The organism is Mesorhizobium sp. M0751 (genome assembly GCF_040320265.1).
In the GTDB taxonomy this organism is placed as follows: Bacteria; Pseudomonadota; Alphaproteobacteria; order Rhizobiales; family Rhizobiaceae; genus Mesorhizobium.
The window spans coordinates 202,967-219,682 of the sequence record NZ_JAMYPH010000005.1; the positions used below are offsets into that span (position 1 = coordinate 202,967).

Below are 16,716 nucleotides of genomic sequence, written 5' to 3' on the forward strand. Positions count from 1 at the left end.
CCGAGGGGCTTGGGGTCCAGCTTGATCAGAGACAATGGACGGGCGCAGGATACTGCGCGACCAGATCGTCGACGGTCAGCAAAGTAATGCCTTCCACAATCGATTGAGCAATCAGGATCCGATCGAAGGGATCCTTGTGGATGGGTGGAAGCCCCTCCACTGCAATGGCATGCTCGCCGGTGATTGGCAGCTCATAATAGCCATTGTCGATCAGGCCCCGACGTAAAAGACGCGCATCGACCTTAAAGTCGAGGCGGCCCAGACCGCGTTTAATTGCAATCTCCCAGAGACTTGCGGCGCTGAACGTCAAGTGGTTATCGGCATTCTCGATCTCAGCAAGGGCTGCGGGCGGGAGCTTTTCGGGCTCGCCCGCCGCCCAGAGCAGAAGATGGGTATCGAGAAGAAGTTTCATCAATCGCCGCCAAACAGCTTCTCGATTTCGTCATCGGCCATGCGATCAAAATCGTCCGGAACTGAAAACTGCCCGGCCATAAACCCCACCCGACGCATTTCGCCGGCCGCAGGTGCGTCTATGGCAACGACCTTGACCATCGGCTTGCCGGATTTGGCGATAATGAAGGATTCGCCTTTGGCCGCCCTGTCGACAAGACGAGACAGATGCGTCTTGGCCTCGTGAATATTGACGGTGTGCATTGCAGACCTCATGACTTAGTCCATGCAACTTAGTCTACACAGGCCCGATTTTCAAGCGTGTTTCAGTCAGTGAAGGGTGAAGGATGCCGGATTCGGCTGATCCTTCCTCGGTAGCGCTCGCGCTACTTTCGAGAACGAGAGGCGGTGTGACAAATATCTCCTGCTCGTCACTCGCGAAGACCTACTCCTACGAAGTTTCGCACCTCTTTTACGGACTTAGCATCAGTCGTGATGTGGCGCTTTGCTTCCACTGCCCGCTGGATGACCCAGTTGTCACGCAAAGCCAGGAACGGCGTAACGAAGCGAACGCGATAGCGGTGCGATGCGGCCTTCCGTCCGTGAGCGGCTGCGCTGACACCGTCAAACGGCAGAAACTTCAGATCCATCATGTTGGCTCATTGCCAAAGCGTCGCTTCAAGACAACAATGACCTCGACGCCCGCGCGCCAGACGCGCACAAAAAAAGCGTCGGAGGAAATGGAGGAGGAAGCCGCTGGCCAAGTCACGGACGCGCTATGCATGCGGCCTTTCGGTGCTCACCACCGACGAATCCGACGCGGATGCGTTCGCCCGGGCGGTGGCAGCGGAAGCAGTGGCCATCGACGCCGGGTTTGCCCTCCTGTTTTTCTCGCAGAGTCTCATAGAGGCCGTCGCCCTGTCGGAAGCGCTGAAGACCCACGCGCCGGCGCTCCACTATGCCGGCTGCTCGACGGCCGGTGAGATAACGCCCAGGGGGCTGGAGGAAGGCCAGATCCTGGCTATGCTGCTTCCCTCCGTATCGTTTTCGGCAGCCAGCACCATGGTCGAAAATCTGTCCTCATCGGGCATGGACGGGATTACCGGCGAAGTCGAGGCGCTGAGGCGTTCGCTACGCGACCGCCTCGGGCACGAGCGAGCCGACACCACTTTCGCGCTCTGCTTGATCGACGGGCTGTCCTATGCCGAAGAAGCGGTGACCTCCGCCATTCATTGGGGGCTCGACGACATCCCACTGATCGGCGGGTCGGCTGGCGATGATTTGAAATTCGAGACAACGCGGCTGATCTCGAACGGCAAAGTGACCTCCGACAGCGCCATTATCGTGCTGATCACTACGGAAATTCCTTTCCACGTGTTCAAGACCGACAATTTCGTTCCCACCGACGAGAAGCTGGTGGTGACGGCATCCGATCCCGACCACCGCATCGTGCGCGAATTCAACGCCACCATTGCCGCCGAGGAATATGCCGCCTCGGTCGGCGTCGTCGCGCAGATGCTGACGCCACTGAGTTTTGCCTCGCACCCGGTGGTGGTGAAAGTCGGCGGCGAATTTTACTGCCGTTCAATCCAGAAGATGCACGCGGACGGCTCGCTGTCGTTCTTCTGCGCCATCGACGATGGTGTCGTGCTTGCCGTCGCCCAGCCCAAGGACATGGTCGAGGCGACCCGCGCCGCTCTCAGCGACGTCAGCGAAAGGCTTGGCGGCATCGACCTGATCCTCGGTTTCGACTGCGTGCTGCGCCGGCTCGACGCGCGCAATCGGCAGGTCTATCGCGAGATTTCGGAACTCTACAAGGTCAACAACGTCCTCGGCTTCGGCACCTATGGCGAACAGTACCGTTCGATGCATCTGAACCAGACCTTCACCGGCATCGCCTTCGGTGAACGCAATGCGGCCGAAGCGGCGGAGTAGGAAATCCGGGATGCCGCTCAGGAACATCAACGACCTGGAAAGGCTAAAGAAAATAAACGCCGCGCTGATCAGCCGCGTCGAGCGTTCCATGGACCAGCAAGGCAATGCCTTTTCGCTGTTCCAGACCGCCATTTCGCTCGAGAGCCGGGTGCGCAGCCGCACCGAAGAGCTGCATTCGACCTTGCGCCGGCTGGAGCAGTCGAACATCGACCTTAACGCGGCCAAGGAAAACGCCGAGCTGGCGAACCTGTCCAAGACCAGGTTCCTGGCGGCCGCCAGCCATGACGTGCTGCAGCCGCTGAACGCCGCGCATCTGTCGGTCTCGGCGCTTGCCGAAGTACAGACCAGCGACGAAGGCAGAAACCTGGTCCGCCAGGTCGAGCGATCGCTAGAGACGATGGAGGACCTGCTCCGCACCTTGCTCGACATTTCCAAGCTCGATGCCGGCGTCGTGCAGCCCGACATCACCGATGTCAGCCTGGAGACGCTGTTTTCGTCTCTGCGCTCGGATTTTCAGCCGGTCGCGGAGATGAAGGGGCTGACGCTGAAGTTCCGGCCGGTCAATGCGCTCGTTCGTTCGGACCGAACCTTGCTGCGCCGCATCCTGCAGAACATCCTGTCCAATGCATTGCGCTATACCCGCTCGGGCGGCGTGTTGGTCGGCACCAGGCATCGCGGCGACACGATCCGCATCGACGTCGCCGATACCGGCTGCGGCATCCCCGACGACCAGCGCGAGGCGGTGTTCGAGGAATTCCATCGCGGCGTGATCCCGACGGATGCCGGGCTTGCCGCCGGCGGGCTGGGGTTGGGGCTAGCCATCGTGCGCCGCATCGCCGCGGCACTCGGCCATCCCGTCACGTTTTCGTCGAAGGTCGGACATGGCACGATTTTCCATATCGACGTTCCGGTCGGGATCGGCGACACGGCCGATCCAATCGCCAGCACGATCGACATGGAGCGGCCGCGCGGCTACGGCCTGTTCGGCACAAGGGTGCTGCTGGTCGAGAACGACATCGACGTGCTGCAGGCGATGACCTCCCTGCTCGAGCGCTGGCAATGCCTGGTGCGCCCCGCCACCTCGACCGGTGATGCGCTCGACTTGCTTGGCGATACCGACTGGTTGCCAGATATTGTCATAGCCGACCAGCATCTCGACGCCGGCGACCTCGGCACCACCACAATCGCCGAGGTCCGTGATTATCTCGGTCGCGCCGTGCCGGCGCTGATCGTCACTGCCGACGGCTCGGAGACAGTCGCCAACGCCGCCCGCGCCGCCGGCATCGAGCTGATGCGCAAACCGTTGAAGCCAGCGCAATTGCGCGCGCTGCTCGCGCATCTGCTGGCTTGATCCCTTTTGAGGGCTTGGGCGAACTGCATCAGGCAGAATCAAACTTTGAAAAGGCCAAGGATGTATTGGAGAATAGAAGAAAACGCCCGAGACTACTGTATTCTCGTCGACGACGGAAATACAAATGGATCCCAGGCTTTCCTCGAGATGGAGGAGGCCGGGCCTATCGACAAAAGTAAGTTGCTTTTTCGCTTTGATGACGAGCGGCCGCTACCTATCCCGGATTTCGTACCAGGCTCTCATCCAGGCGTCTTGTTTGCAAAGCGCGAGATATTCGAGGCGTTTGGTCCGATTGTTTCGAGAAGCAAGCACCTCCTTTATACGGCCAAGACAGATAGAGGCGACTTGAAAATATATGTACCCATGGAGGAGATAAGTGGGTTCGACTTTTCCAAATCTATTTTCGAAACATTTGAGGACGGAGACATATACCGCATTGATCAGCTAAGATTGGTCGATGATTTCTCGACCGAGTTTGACATTTTTCGCCTGAATGATAATTTTGGGACGAGATTCCATATAATTGTTTCTGACAAATTCAAGTACATATATGATTCGCAAGGAATGACGGGCCTACGGTTTTCTGCGACATGAGCCGCTGTAGCCGGAATTACGGTGACAGTGCACTTTTTGCAAGCACGCACCGCGCCTCCCGCTCGTCCCCTCAAAACCCCGCCTGGTCCCGAAACAGCTCGGCATTGTCGAGCTTCGAGACCTCGATCACCGCCTGGGTGCGGCTGTAGACGTTGAGCTTGCGCAGGATTTCGGAGACATGCGCCTTGACGGTGGTTTCGCCGACCTGCAGCTCATAGGCGATCTGCTTGTTGAGCAGGCCCTGGCGTAGCATCTGCAGCACCTTGAGCTGCTGCGGCGTCAGCGTGGCCAGGCGCTGGACCATCTCGGCGCGGTCGGTACTGTCGGCGTCGGGCGGCCGGCCCTCATAGGTCCCAGGAACATAGATCGCGCCTTCCATCACCGAGCGGATGGCCGCGGCAAGGTCGCTCTTGCGCGCCGATTTCGGGATGAAGCCTGCCGCACCATAGGACAGCGCCTCGGAAATGATCTTCGGTTCCTCATAGCCGGATACGATGACCACCGGCAGGCGCGGATAACGCGTCCTGAGCTGCAGCAGCCCGTCAAACCCATGCACGTCGGGCATACTGAGATCGAGCAGCGCCAGGTCGAACGGCTTGGCATCCGTCAGAAGCTCGAGCGCCTCGGCAATCGAGCGCGCTTCCACCGTGTCAACCTCCGGATAGGCCATCTGGACGGCGCTGTGCAGCGCCTCGCGAAACAGCGGATGGTCGTCGATGATCAGGAACCTGGCGCGATCGGTCATCAGCTTCATTTCGGTTTGGTCTGGCCTAGAATAGTCCTGCAACCATGGCCAGCTTATTGGCAAATAGTACATTGCCATCTTGGCTGGCTAAAGCAGAATGTGCCCATGATTTCCGCGGCGCCACGCGGCAGATGTGGCCGTTCTGAAATGCAATGCCTTGCCCGGTGGCCCAAATCGGCCGATCTGGGCCGCGCCAAGCCAGAACCAACTGATCGCAGTCGCTGATGTTGAAGCTACACGATCCGGTTGGACCAATTCCAGCGTATTCCCGTTGAGCCCAACGCCCCCCGAGGCTGACAGCACGTCGGCAATGACTTACGAAGCGTGTCCGTCTACGCGCTCGCCTGCGTTCGTTCCAACGCATGGGACCGGGCGATTTCGTCCGGCCCCCAAGGATAATGTCTGATCGGTCGTTAGGCCGGCAACGCGCCGGATCTCTTGGCCGTCCAGGTGGCGATATAGTCCATCAGGCCGGGATTGAGGCAATCATAAGGTTCGAGCCCGATCGACTTCAGCTGTGACCTTATGCCGTCCATGCGGCTCGGATCGACACCGGATTCAATGATCGACGAGACAAAGGCGGTGAAGCCCGGAGGCGACCAGCCGTCTTCCTGGAAGCGCTCCGGATGGATGAAGGACAGCCCCTTGAAAGCGTGGTCGCGCTCGACCGGGCCGTGCATGTGGACGCCGCAGCCCGTGCAGGCATGGCGCAGGATCAGCGCGCCCGGATCGACCACCTTCAGCTTGTCGCCGTTTTCGGTCACCGTCACGTCGTTTGTAGCGGCAACCGCCACGACCGAGAACAGTGCGCCTTCCGGCTTCCAGCATTTGGTGCAGCCGCAGGCATGGTTGTGGGCGATCTGGCCCTTGACCTTCACCTTGACCGGGTTGCTGGTGCAGGCGCAGACCAGCGTGCCGCCGGCAAAATCGGCCTTTTCCCGTGGCAGTCCATTGTCGATTTTAGGATGCAGTTTTTCCGGCATTTTGTCTCCTCCCGTGTTGAACATCTGCATTTTTCGGCCGCTGGTTAGCCGGCGGCTTTCTCCTCCTCAGTAAACCACCACGCTCCTGATCGACTTGCCTTCATGCATCAGGTCAAAGCCCTTGTTGATGTCCTCGAGCTTCAGCGTGTGGGTGATCATCGGATCGATCTCGATCTTGCCGGCCATGTACCAGTCGACGATCTTCGGCACGTCGGTGCGGCCGCGCGCGCCGCCGAAGGCGGTGCCCATCCAGGTGCGGCCGGTGACCAGCTGGAACGGCCGCGTCGAGATCTCCTGGCCGGCGCCGGCAACGCCGATGATGACCGACTTGCCCCAGCCGCGATGCGACGATTCAAGCGCCTGCCGCATGACTTTGGTGTTGCCGGTGCAGTCGAACGTGTAGTCGGCGCCGCCGATCTGGTCGGCGCCGCGCTTGGTCATGTTGACCAGATGGGCCACGACATCGCCGTCGATCTCCTTCGGATTGACGAAATGCGTCATGCCGAATTTCTCGCCCCATGCCTTCTTGTCGTTGTTCAGGTCGACGCCGATGATCATGTCGGCGCCGGCAAGGCGCAGGCCCTGGATGACGTTGAGGCCGATGCCGCCGAGGCCGAAGACGACCGCGGTCGCGCCCTGCTCGACCTTGGCCGTGTTGATCACAGCACCGATGCCGGTGGTGACGCCGCAGCCGATGTAGCAGATCTTGTCGAACGGGGCGTCGGCATTGACCTTGGCCACCGCGATCTCGGGCAGCACGGTGAAGTTGGAAAAGGTCGAGCAGCCCATATAGTGGAACAGCTTGTCCTTGCCGATCGAGAAGCGCGAGGTGCCGTCCGGCATCAAGCCCTGACCCTGCGTGGCGCGGATGGCGGTGCACAGATTGGTCTTGCGCGACAGGCAGGACGGGCACTGCCGGCATTCCGGCGTATAGAGCGGGATGACATGGTCGCCCTTCTTGACCGAGGTGACGCCCTTGCCGACGTCGACGACGATGCCGGCGCCCTCATGGCCGAGGATCGCCGGAAACAGACCTTCCGGGTCGGCGCCCGACAGCGTGAACTCGTCGGTGTGGCAGATGCCGGTTGCCTTGATCTCGACCAGCACCTCGCCATCACGGGGACCTTCGAGGTCGACCTCCATAATCTCCAGCGGCTTTCCGGCGGCGACGGCGACAGCGGCGCGCGTTTTCATCAGGCAATCCTCCCAAGACAACCCATAGAGTTTCACATTCCGGCATTGCTGCGGATGATCTCGGAGTCGAAGACCGCAACACGCTCATTCACCGCCGTATATCCCCGAAAAGCTATAGGACTAAAGCAGACACGTAAGTCCACTTGCAGGGCTTTGATAAATCTTGTGGGGTCCGCTAAGCTCATTGTGGGCACCTTGAATTCGCGCTGGTCCGGGAACAATCGGACTTTAGTGCAAGAATGGGCAGTTTTATCGATGACGAGCGCGGTGCCAGGCACTCTCGCGGCCTTTTTGTGCTTTTTTTTCCAGACCGCCAATGTTGCGGACGTGATGGCCCAGGAAGCGACGGGCAAGCAACCAGTCGCAACCGACAGGCCGGAAAGAAAGATAACCGAAATCAGAATAGGTTATTTGCGGGCCCACGCGCCGCAACTGGCGCTTTCCCTGCTGGACCTGCCGCCACGCGACGAAGGTGTCGCCGGCGCCAATGTGGCGATCAGCGATAACAACACGACAGGAAAGTTCCTCAGCCAGAAATTCAGCCTCGACATAGCCGAGGTCAAGCCGGACGCCGACGCGGTTCAGGCGTTCAACGATCTGATTGCCAAAGGTGACCGCTATGTTGTCGCGGACCTCTCGGCCAGGCAATTGCTGTCGATCGCCGACACCGCCCGCGACAAGGGCGTTCTGGTCTTCAATGTCGGTGCCACTGACGACAGCCTGCGCGAGGAAGACTGCCGCATAAACGTTTTCCATGTGGCGCCGACACGAAGCATGCTGGCTGACGCGCTGGCGCAGTATCTCGTGGTAAAGAAATGGCCGAATTGGGTGCTGCTCTATGGTTCGCACGAGCGGGATCATCTCTATGCGGCCGCGTTGCGCCGCGCGGCGGCTCGCTTCGGCGGTCAGATCGTCGCCGAGAAAGAATTCAAAGACACTGGCACGGCGCGCCGCACCGACACTGGCGCCACGCAGATACAGCAGCAGATTTCCGTGTTCACGCAGGATCTGCCGGAGCATGACGTGGTGCTTGTCGCCGATGAGAGCGAGGTGTTCGGGACCTATGTGCCCTACCGCACCTGGACACCGCGGCTGGTCGCTGGCACGGCCGGTCTTGTCGCATCCTCCTGGCATCCCGCGAGCGAGCAATGGGGTGGCATTCAAATGCAAAGCCGTTTCCTGAGGACGACCGGCCGGCGAATGCTGTCCAAGGATATGTCGGCCTGGACGGCGGTGCGGGCGGTGGGCGAAGCCAGCACGCGCACCAATGGCGACGATCCGAAGAAGATCAGCGACTACATCCGCTCGGATGATTTCTCGGTCGCCGCCTTCAAGGGACAGAAGCTAACCTTCCGCAAGTGGAACCATCAGCTTCGCCAACCAATCCTGCTCGGCGACACCAAATCCGTGGTCTCGACATCGCCACAGGAGGGTTATCTCCACCAGATCTCCGAGCTCGATACGCTCGGCGTCGATCAGCCGGAAACCAAATGCGTCCTTAAGTAGAACCAATTGGGAGGAATTTTCGTGCAAAGACGAGCTTGCGCACTCGCCATTCTCGCAACCGGCTTCATGGTCAATCCGGCGTGGGCTTACACCGTTTATGTCTCCAACGAGAAAGACAATACGATAACGGTCGTCGACACGGCGACGATGCAAGTGGTGAAGACCGTCGAAGTCGGCCAGAGGCCGCGCGGCATCACCATCTCGCATGACGGCAAGTTCATCTATTTGTGCGCCAGCGATGACGATACGATCGAAATCATCGATACCGCGACGCTGCAGATCGTGGGCACGCTGCCATCGGGCCCCGATCCCGAACTGTTCGTGCTATCGCCCGACGGCAAGACGCTCTACGTCGCCAACGAGGACGACAATCTCGTCACCGCGATCAACATCGAGAGCAAGCAGGTCATGACGGAGATTCCCGTTGGGGTGGAGCCTGAAGGCATGGCCGTCAGTCCCGATGGCAAAACCATGGTCAACACCTCCGAAACCACCAGCATGGCGCATTTCATCGACACCGACAGCCATGAGGTGACCGACAACGTCCTGGTCGACACGCGTCCGCGCTTTGCGCAATTCAAGCCCGACGGATCACAGATCTGGGTCAGCGCCGAAATCGGCGGCACCGTCAGCGTCATCGACAGTCTCAAACGCGAGGTGGTGAAGAAGATCCAGTTCGCGATTGCGGGACTGCGGCCCGAAACCATCCAGCCGGTCGGCATCGCGATCAGCGCCGACGGCAAGAAAGCCTATGTCGCGCTCGGGCCAGCGAACCACGTCGCCGTCATCAACACCGAAACCTACGAGGTGGAAAAATACATCCTGGTCGGCCAGCGCGTCTGGCATCTCGACTTCACCCCCGATCAGAAGACGCTGATCACTACCAACGGCAATTCCAACGACATCACCTTCATCGACACGGCGACGGACGAGCCGGTTCAATCGGTTACGGTGGGCCAGCAGCCTTGGGGTGTGGCCATATCGCCCCACTAGACCGCAGCGACTATCAGGGAAGCCGACATGACAAATCTTTGCCGCCGGGCTGTTGCAAGTGCACTAGATAACCAGCGCGCCCCGAAGGAGCCAGCCGCATGCAGCATGTGAGGACAGGCGAACCTGGAGAGGAGGTGGCGGCGCTCGATGTTGCCGGTATCAGCCATTCCTATGGTCCGAAGCGGGCGCTCCACGACGTCTCATTCTCGATCGCGCCGGGAACTTTCACCGTTCTGCTCGGCCTCAACGGCGCCGGCAAGACAACTTTGTTCTCACTGATCAGCCATCTTTACGGCACCCGCCGCGGATCGATCCGCATCTTCGGCCATGACGTCAGCCGCGCTTCGGGCGAAGCCCTCAGGCGTGTCGGCATCGTGTTCCAGGCACGCACGCTCGACCTCGACCTCAGCGTCCACCAGAACCTCTCCTACCACGCCTCGTTGCATGGCATTGGCGGACACCAAGCCCGGCAGCGCATTGCCGCGCTGCTCGATACAGTCAACATGCAGGGCCGTCAGCATGACAAGGCACGCAGTCTTTCCGGCGGGCAAATGCGGCGCATCGAGATCGCGCGGGCGCTGCTCCACCGCCCTTCCCTGCTGCTGCTCGACGAGGCGACGGTCGGACTCGACATCCAGTCGCGTGCGGGCATTCTGGCCACCATCCGCAAACTCGTCGAAACCGAGGGCATCGGCGTGCTGTGGGCGACGCATCTGATCGATGAGGTCGAAGACGGCGACCATGTCGTCGTGCTGCGGCAGGGCGACCTGGTTGCCAAGGGCAAGGTGGCCGATGTCGTCGGGACGAGCGGTGCCAGTTCGATTCGCGACGCCTTTTCCAGGCTCAACCGCATCGAGACAAGCGGCATCGCGGAGATGTCGCCATGAGCGCTCCCGCAACGCCCGCAAAAGTCGCCGCCCTCACGCCGGTGAAGTTCGAACAATTTGGGCTCCGCCACTACCTCATTTGCCTCAAAGGGATCGTCGTGCGGGAGTGCCTGCGCTTCCTGCATCAGCGCGAGCGCTTCATATCCTCGCTGGTTCGGCCGCTCGTCTGGCTGTTCATTTTTGCCGCCGGATTCCGCCAGGTGCTCGGCGTATCGATCATCCCGCCCTACAAGACCTACGTGCTCTACGAGGTCTACATCACGCCGGGCCTGTGCGGCATGATTCTGCTCTTTTCGGGCATGCAGTCTTCGCTGTCGATGGTCTATGACCGCGAAATGGGCAACATGCGCACCCTGCTGGTCAGCCCCTTCCCCCGTTGGTTTTTGCTGATCTCGAAGATGCTCGCCGGTGTCGCCGTGTCGATCGCGCAGGTTTACGCGTTCCTGATCGTCGCCTGGTTCTGGGGCGTCAAGGCGCCGCTGCTTGGCTATCTCACCGTGCTGCCGGCGCTGTTCCTGTCAGGCATGATGCTGTGCGCGCTCGGCATGCTTTTGTCCTCGATGATCAAGCAACTCGAAAACTTCGCTGGCATCATGAACTTCGTCATCTTTCCCGGCTATTTCGCTTCTCCGGCACTCTATCCCTTGTGGCGTATCCAGGAGGCTAGCCCCCTGCTCTACAAAATCTGCCTCGCCAATCCGTTTACTTACGCCGTCGAACTGATCCGCTTCGCCTTCTACGGCCAGGTCGACTGGCTGTCGCTGGGCGTCGTTGCCGGCTGCACGCTGCTGTTCCTTGCCGCCGCCATCATCGCCTACGACCCTTCGCGCGGCCTGATGACCCGCAAACAGGACACGGGAGGAAATGCCTGATGGCGCGAATGGTTCACGTTCGCGGCCTGGCTCTGGTTGCCATGCTCGCGCCGGGCGTCAACGCCATGGCAGCCAACCCCGATCCAGACTGGCCCTGCATACAGCGCAAGGTACCGCAACTCTCGCTCGGCCAGATCTGGACCGGACCGGACCTTCCTTCAGTGGCGAAGGGCTGGTCGAAGGACCCCACCATCTCCGCCTTGGTCGAGGAGCTGGCAGCTCGCCGCATGCCGATTGCGGAAGCTCAAAAGAAGATCAGGGATTTCGCCGCTTCCTTGCCGGCCGAGCAACTTGCACCCAAAATGGCGATGCTGGTGCAAGGTATGTTCGATCACATGGACGCCGAGCGCTCGCAGGTGATCTCCGGTATTTCCCGTTACGCCCACAAGCAGCTCGAAATGGCCGCCGCGTTGCGCAAGGAAGCGTCCGATGTCGATGCGTTGCGGGCAAAGCCGGATGCGGATCCCGAAGAGATCGATCGGCGAACCGAACAGCTGAAATTCGCAACGCGAATTTTCAATGAACGCGTCCAATCACTGACTTACGTCTGTGAAGTGCCGACGATAATCGAGCAGCGGCTTTATCAATTGTCCAAGGTCGTCTCGGAAACGCTGGCCGCGAAGAAATAGAACCTCATTCGATCTTCGCGGCGGATATCACGATCCGCGGCCGGGCAGCACGCGCCAGCGCTGAACGAAATAACCGGGATGCGTCCCGATCCACTGGGCTACCAGCGATTGCGCCTGCATGAAGGCGGTCCCGGGATTCATCGCCAAGCCGTCCACCATCTGTTCGCGTTGTTCACAGGTCTGCGGCACATCCGTCAGGCAGACCATCATAACGAGCGTGTAGAGCATTACCCCTTGTCCCCATCGAATCCCGAACCCCATGCCCGGGAGCTTCCGTGATACCGACCAGTCTGCAGGGGTCGCACATACGGATCACTTACGGGTGTGAAAGGAACGTGGCCCCCGCTCTTTCGCGCCGCAATATAACATGGCGCTAATCTAACGCCAATGACCGCAGGGCTAAGTCGCGGACGCTGACGCATCGAAGATGCGCGTCTGGCTGTGCCAGTGCCAAAAAATGTGAACTCCTGGAACGCACGCTCGCATAGGTTCGACCGAAACAGGAATATCATTGTTGTCGACCTCAGACCGGAAGCCCGTTCTGCTTTCGCAGGCTTTTGTCGAATGCGGATGCCGGGACGAAACGGCGCAGGAAACTGACCTGGCGCGCCATTTTTCCAGCCGCATAGCGCCTCTTCGGAGCGGGATCGGTCGCAGCCGCCAAAACGGTCCTGGCTACCACTTCCGGCGCATCGCCTTTTTCCATCGCTTTCCGCACAGCTGCATTCATGCCGGCGCGCGCAGAGTCGTAGATATCAAGCAACTGGTCCGGCCTGGCGAGATTTTCTTCAAATGAGGTGCGGGTATAGGCGGGCTCCACCAACACGACGCGAATTCCGAAAGTACGCAGTTCGTGGTCGAGCGATTCGGAATAGCCCTCAACGGCATGTTTGGTCGACGAATAGAGCGCGAAATAGGGAGCTGGAATGAACCCCTGCGCCGAGCTCAAATTGACGATTCTGCCCTTGCCTTGGCGGCGCATTGTCGGCAACACCGCTTTGGTTACTCGCATAACGCCAAAGACGTTCACGTCAAATAATGACTTGGCCTGGGCCATCGAGGACTCCTCCGCGCCACCAAGCAGGCCAACGCCGGCATTGTTGACGAGCAGGTCGATGCGCCCGGTCTCGGCCAGCACGTCCTGGACAAGTTTCGCCACGGACGTGTCATCGGTCACGTCGCAGGCCAGCATGGTAACGCCATCGGATCGGTCGACGACCGCGCGACGGCTGGTTCCGAACACGCGAAAGCCCGCGTCCTGCAGGGCTTTGGCCGTCGTGTGCCCGATGCCGCTGGATGCCCCGGTCACTAGGGCGACGCCTAGATTGGTCTTGTTCATGGAGGTCACTTCTTTCTTCGTATTGAATTGGCGTGGGGGAAGTCCGAAAGGCCGGAGCGAAAGGCGTCAATCATGAGCGCCTCCGGTGCTCGCACCGGCCAGATCATCCGTCCAGCGCCGGAACAGCGCGCTGGCATTAACGCCTCCGAAGCCGAAGCCATTGGAGATTGCATAGCCCATCGCCATCGGCCGGGCCCGGTTTGCGACGAAGTCGATCCCGTCGCCGGCTGGATCGGGAGTGCTCAGATTGAGGGTCGGCGGTGCCATCTGATCCCTGAGTGCCAGGATTGCGAAGATAGCTCCGAGCCCGCCGGCGGCTCCGAGCAGGTGTCCGGTCGCCGATTTCGTTGCACTGACAGCTATCGCGAAATCGCGCCCGAACACGCTCTTGATCGCTTCGATCTCACCGAGGTCGCCTACCGGCGTGGAGGTCGCATGGGCATTGAGATGACGAACCTCGCGGGGCGAAATCCCTGCTTGGGCGATTGCGATCTCCATCGCCCGGCGCGCACCATCGCCGTCCTCGGGACCGGAGGTGACGTGATGAGCATCCGCGGTCGTGCCGTAGCCGACAAGCTCGGCCAGCGGTCTTGCGCCGCGCGCCAGCGCGTGGGTCAATTCCTCGATGACCAGAATGCCGGCTCCTTCGCCCATGACGAAGCCGTCGCGCGACTTGTCGAACGGTCGGGAGGCCTCATCAGGACGGTGATTAAAGGAGGTCGAAAGAGAGCGTGCCGCGGCAAACCCACCGAGGCTGACAAGATTCATGCATGCTTCCGTCCCGCCGCACACGGCAATATCGGCTTCATTGGCGCGGATTAGGCGAGCCGCATCACCGATCGCCTGAATGCCGGCCGCGCACGCCGTCACCGGTGCACCGAGCGGACCTTTGAAGCCATAGCGGATCGAGACGTGGCCTGCCGCGAGGTTCACCAAGAAGGACGGCACCGTAAAAGGTGATAGACGGCGGACGCCGCGCCGGTCGACCGTGCGCACCGCCTCGGTTATGGCCGGGAACCCGCCGACGCCCGAGGCGATGATCGTGGCCGTGCGCAAGCGATCCCGTTCCGAGGCGGGGACCCATCTTGCTTGGGCAAGCGCCTCTTCTGCCGCCGCCAGGGCAAAGACAATGAACCGGTCTACCTTACGCTGATCCTTCGGCGGAAGGACGGCTTCCGGATCGAAACCAGCGTCCGGATCTTCTTCTGCGGAGGGCACTACCCCGCCGACCTTCGCCGGCAGGTCGCCCACCACATCATCCACAAGCCTCCGGATGCCCGAGCGGCCGGCCAGGAGACGCGACCAGGACGTTTCAACATCGGCAGCAAGGGGCGTGACCGCTCCCATGCCCGTAACAACAATCCGTCGCATCTATTTTCCTATCAATTCGGGCGCGCCGCCACGCCATTCAAGCGCCGGCTGATTCACGAACGTGATTGGCCGCCGCATCCAGAAAGGCCTGCGCGAGCTCAGGATCGTTAATGACGCGCGATAACATCAGCGCACCGACCATCGTCGAGAGAATGGCCATGGCCTTACCATCGAACTCCCCGCCATCGGCCTCGGCAAGGAAACGGCCGAGGATCTCGAGATGCTCCTTGATCCCGGCTTCGAACGGCGCTTTCACGTCCTTGCCCTGTCTGGCGGCATCCGAGCCGAGCGCCACGATCGGGCAGCCGTCCATCTTTTCTCCGCGATGGTCCATACTGAGGTAGAACGCCATCACCGCCCCAAGCGGGTCATCAGGGTTTTCGGCCGTCGCGGCCGACCATCGACGGGTGGCGCTCTCCATCGCCCGCCTGGACGCCTGCGCCGCCAGGTCGTCCTTGGATGCGAACTGTTTGTAAAACGCGCCTTGGGTCAGTCCGGCACCCTTCATCAGATCCTTAAGGCCGATACCGTCAAAGCCGCGCTCGCGAAAAAGGCGGCTTGCCACGTTGATTACGGTTTCGCGGTTTTCCGCGGCCTGAGTACGACTTACGCGCATTGTCGACCTCTTTTTTAGATTGCGTTCGTAATCTATACCCTATATAGAGTTCGAACGCAATCTAAAAAGGAGATACGAAATGACCCGCAAAATCCTGAGCGCATCGCTCCTGGCCGCGCTGTTTCTTGCGACCCCGGCTTTTGCCGAGGAAGCCACCATCGGACGCCCGATCGAGGGCGGCAGCCTGCACGAGGGACACCTTGACATGGTGGTCTACTACGTCCCGGTCGACGGCGGCCTCCTGGAGGTCACCGCCACCTTCGCGCCGAAGACCGGGGGCGATCCGCTGCGCGTTGTAATGGGTCTCGCCGACGATGACTCCGTGGCTTTTTCCATGCCGGGCCACCAGGGCTCGCTTTACGCGTTCGAAAGGTCCGGCGAGCAGGTGACGGTCTCGACCGAGGCTGCCATGGATCGGCGAGCCGACGCGACAATCCGCTAACACGACGTGCAGACCGCAACCTGCGTGCTACGGACCGTGGGTCTCGTGTCCGCGCGGCCGACGTAGAGGTCGAACGCAATCTACTGATATGAGGAGATGGACATGAAAACGAGACCCGCCATTGTGCTGGCGGGCGTCCTGTTCGGATGGTCGTCCCGAGACCGCCATGAGCAGGCAAGAGCCGCACTAGAGACGGCCAGGCAGCGACCACCGGGCGGAAACCAATAAGGTTCCACCGGATCAACGCCAGCGTTCCCCAATGGCGGCGAGCATCATCAGAATCAGCGGACGGAGCGCCACGGTGCCCTCGATCACGCCATCGAATAAGCTTGAGGAGAGGTCAAATGCTGTACAGTTATTTTGTCGAGAAATCGATCCGAGAGAGCTTCGACCAGGTCAACAACCATCGCTGGGATGAGGCGGCGAAGGCACTCGCGCCGCATGTCCATCACCGCGTTTCCGGCGCCCACGCGCTTGGTGGTGAGCGCCACGACAAAGAAGCCATGCGCCGCTGGTTTGAGCGCCTCGGCCGCGTCCTGCCCAATCTCCATCTCACGGTCAACCACATCTGGGTGAAGGGCTGGCCGTGGCATACCACCGTGTTTGCCCAGTGGGACGGCACCGCGACGCTGCTCAATGGCGACGCGTCGTACATCAACCGTGGTCTGCACGTGTTCACCCTGCGGTGGGGCAGAGTCTATGCACTTGAGGAATTTTACGATTCACAAGCAGCGGCCCGCGGTCTCGCCGCCCAAGCGGCAGCTGGCCTCGAAGAAGCTGTCGCCGAACCAATTGTAGGCTAGCAGACGCTCAGTCAAAGCCCACCCGTTCCGTGAACGCGGGGGACGCTACCCCGTGGCCCAGCGCTT

At 60.7% G+C, this 16,716-nt stretch carries 19 protein-coding genes; 9 read left to right on the top strand and 10 right to left on the bottom strand.

What is annotated here, in order from left to right:
- Positions 1 to 25 precede the first annotated feature (25 nt).
- From NKI19_RS11100 to NKI19_RS11110, 3 genes are all read right to left on the bottom strand, one after another.
- A complete protein-coding gene (locus tag NKI19_RS11100) occupies positions 26 to 412 on the bottom strand; it encodes a type II toxin-antitoxin system VapC family toxin (protein WP_352492985.1) in 387 nt (128 codons plus the stop codon).
- Positions 412 to 654, bottom strand: a complete 243-nt coding sequence (locus NKI19_RS11105; protein WP_352492984.1) for a type II toxin-antitoxin system Phd/YefM family antitoxin — start codon at positions 652 to 654, stop codon at positions 412 to 414. The genes NKI19_RS11100 and NKI19_RS11105 overlap by 1 nt, the downstream gene beginning before the upstream one ends.
- Before the next feature lie 167 nt (positions 655 to 821).
- Complete coding sequence (locus tag NKI19_RS11110) at positions 822 to 1,043, bottom strand: hypothetical protein (protein WP_352492983.1); 222 nt, start codon at positions 1,041 to 1,043, stop codon at positions 822 to 824.
- A gap of 142 nt (positions 1,044 to 1,185) precedes the next feature.
- Here NKI19_RS11110 and NKI19_RS11115 point away from each other — a divergent pair, with 142 nt between their 5' ends.
- Together NKI19_RS11115 and NKI19_RS11120 are read left to right on the top strand one after the other, a co-directional pair.
- Complete coding sequence (locus NKI19_RS11115; protein ID WP_352492982.1) at positions 1,186 to 2,325, top strand: FIST N-terminal domain-containing protein; 1,140 nt, start codon at positions 1,186 to 1,188, stop codon at positions 2,323 to 2,325.
- Between the two features lie 10 nt (positions 2,326 to 2,335).
- Positions 2,336 to 3,676, top strand: coding sequence for an ATP-binding response regulator (locus tag NKI19_RS11120; RefSeq protein WP_352567128.1), 1,341 nt, complete (start codon positions 2,336 to 2,338; stop codon positions 3,674 to 3,676).
- Between the two features lie 664 nt (positions 3,677 to 4,340).
- Here NKI19_RS11120 and NKI19_RS11125 read toward each other — a convergent pair.
- From NKI19_RS11125 to NKI19_RS11135, 3 genes are all read right to left on the bottom strand, one after another.
- Positions 4,341 to 5,024 carry a response regulator gene (locus tag NKI19_RS11125; protein ID WP_352492980.1) on the bottom strand — a complete coding sequence of 228 codons (684 nt, stop codon included), beginning with the start codon at positions 5,022 to 5,024 and terminating at the stop codon, positions 4,341 to 4,343.
- 404 nt (positions 5,025 to 5,428) lie between these two features.
- Entirely contained in the window at positions 5,429 to 5,998 is a 570-nt protein-coding gene (gfa, locus tag NKI19_RS11130; RefSeq protein ID WP_352492736.1) for an S-(hydroxymethyl)glutathione synthase, read from the bottom strand.
- A 66-nt stretch (positions 5,999 to 6,064) separates the two neighbouring features.
- A complete protein-coding gene (locus NKI19_RS11135) occupies positions 6,065 to 7,192 on the bottom strand; it encodes an S-(hydroxymethyl)glutathione dehydrogenase/class III alcohol dehydrogenase (RefSeq protein WP_352951125.1) in 1,128 nt (375 codons plus the stop codon).
- Positions 7,193 to 7,522: 330 nt separating this feature from the next.
- Here NKI19_RS11135 and NKI19_RS11140 point away from each other — a divergent pair, with 330 nt between their 5' ends.
- The 5 genes from NKI19_RS11140 (at position 7,523) to NKI19_RS11160 (ending at position 12,079) form a co-directional block, all read left to right on the top strand.
- Positions 7,523 to 8,698 carry a lanthanide ABC transporter ABC transporter substrate-binding protein PedA1 gene (locus NKI19_RS11140; protein ID WP_352710004.1) on the top strand — a complete coding sequence of 392 codons (1,176 nt, stop codon included), beginning with the start codon at positions 7,523 to 7,525 and terminating at the stop codon, positions 8,696 to 8,698.
- A 21-nt stretch (positions 8,699 to 8,719) separates the two neighbouring features.
- Positions 8,720 to 9,691 (top strand): YVTN family beta-propeller repeat protein, encoded by a 972-nt coding sequence (locus NKI19_RS11145; RefSeq protein ID WP_352493642.1) that lies wholly within the window; start codon positions 8,720 to 8,722, stop codon positions 9,689 to 9,691.
- Positions 9,692 to 9,789: 98 nt separating this feature from the next.
- Positions 9,790 to 10,578: a lanthanide ABC transporter ATP-binding protein PedB/LutE gene (locus tag NKI19_RS11150; protein WP_352493643.1), complete on the top strand. Its 789-nt coding sequence runs from the start codon at positions 9,790 to 9,792 to the stop codon at positions 10,576 to 10,578.
- Positions 10,575 to 11,450, top strand: coding sequence for a lanthanide ABC transporter permease protein PedC (locus NKI19_RS11155; RefSeq protein WP_352493644.1), 876 nt, complete (start codon positions 10,575 to 10,577; stop codon positions 11,448 to 11,450). The genes NKI19_RS11150 and NKI19_RS11155 overlap by 4 nt, the downstream gene beginning before the upstream one ends.
- A complete protein-coding gene (locus tag NKI19_RS11160; protein ID WP_352493645.1) occupies positions 11,450 to 12,079 on the top strand; it encodes a hypothetical protein in 630 nt (209 codons plus the stop codon). The genes NKI19_RS11155 and NKI19_RS11160 overlap by 1 nt, the downstream gene beginning before the upstream one ends.
- Positions 12,080 to 12,106: 27 nt before the next feature.
- On the opposite strand, the gene NKI19_RS11165 is transcribed toward NKI19_RS11160, so the two are convergent.
- The 4 genes from NKI19_RS11165 to NKI19_RS11180 all read right to left on the bottom strand — a co-directional run bounded on the left by NKI19_RS11165 (position 12,107) and on the right by NKI19_RS11180 (position 15,405).
- Positions 12,107 to 12,307 carry a hypothetical protein gene (locus NKI19_RS11165; protein ID WP_352493646.1) on the bottom strand — a complete coding sequence of 67 codons (201 nt, stop codon included), beginning with the start codon at positions 12,305 to 12,307 and terminating at the stop codon, positions 12,107 to 12,109.
- Between the two features lie 295 nt (positions 12,308 to 12,602).
- A complete protein-coding gene (locus NKI19_RS11170; protein ID WP_352565942.1) occupies positions 12,603 to 13,418 on the bottom strand; it encodes an oxidoreductase in 816 nt (271 codons plus the stop codon).
- A gap of 66 nt (positions 13,419 to 13,484) precedes the next feature.
- Positions 13,485 to 14,789 carry a beta-ketoacyl-ACP synthase II gene (gene fabF, locus NKI19_RS11175; protein WP_352492350.1) on the bottom strand — a complete coding sequence of 435 codons (1,305 nt, stop codon included), beginning with the start codon at positions 14,787 to 14,789 and terminating at the stop codon, positions 13,485 to 13,487.
- A 37-nt stretch (positions 14,790 to 14,826) separates the two neighbouring features.
- Positions 14,827 to 15,405, bottom strand: a complete 579-nt coding sequence (locus NKI19_RS11180) for a TetR/AcrR family transcriptional regulator (protein ID WP_352492351.1) — start codon at positions 15,403 to 15,405, stop codon at positions 14,827 to 14,829.
- A gap of 79 nt (positions 15,406 to 15,484) precedes the next feature.
- Between NKI19_RS11180 and NKI19_RS11185 the strand changes: the two genes are divergently transcribed.
- Together NKI19_RS11185 and NKI19_RS11190 are read left to right on the top strand one after the other, a co-directional pair.
- Positions 15,485 to 15,847 (top strand): hypothetical protein, encoded by a 363-nt coding sequence (locus NKI19_RS11185; RefSeq protein WP_352492352.1) that lies wholly within the window; start codon positions 15,485 to 15,487, stop codon positions 15,845 to 15,847.
- Between the two features lie 344 nt (positions 15,848 to 16,191).
- Positions 16,192 to 16,650, top strand: coding sequence for a nuclear transport factor 2 family protein (locus tag NKI19_RS11190; protein ID WP_352492353.1), 459 nt, complete (start codon positions 16,192 to 16,194; stop codon positions 16,648 to 16,650).
- Positions 16,651 to 16,716 lie beyond the last annotated feature (66 nt).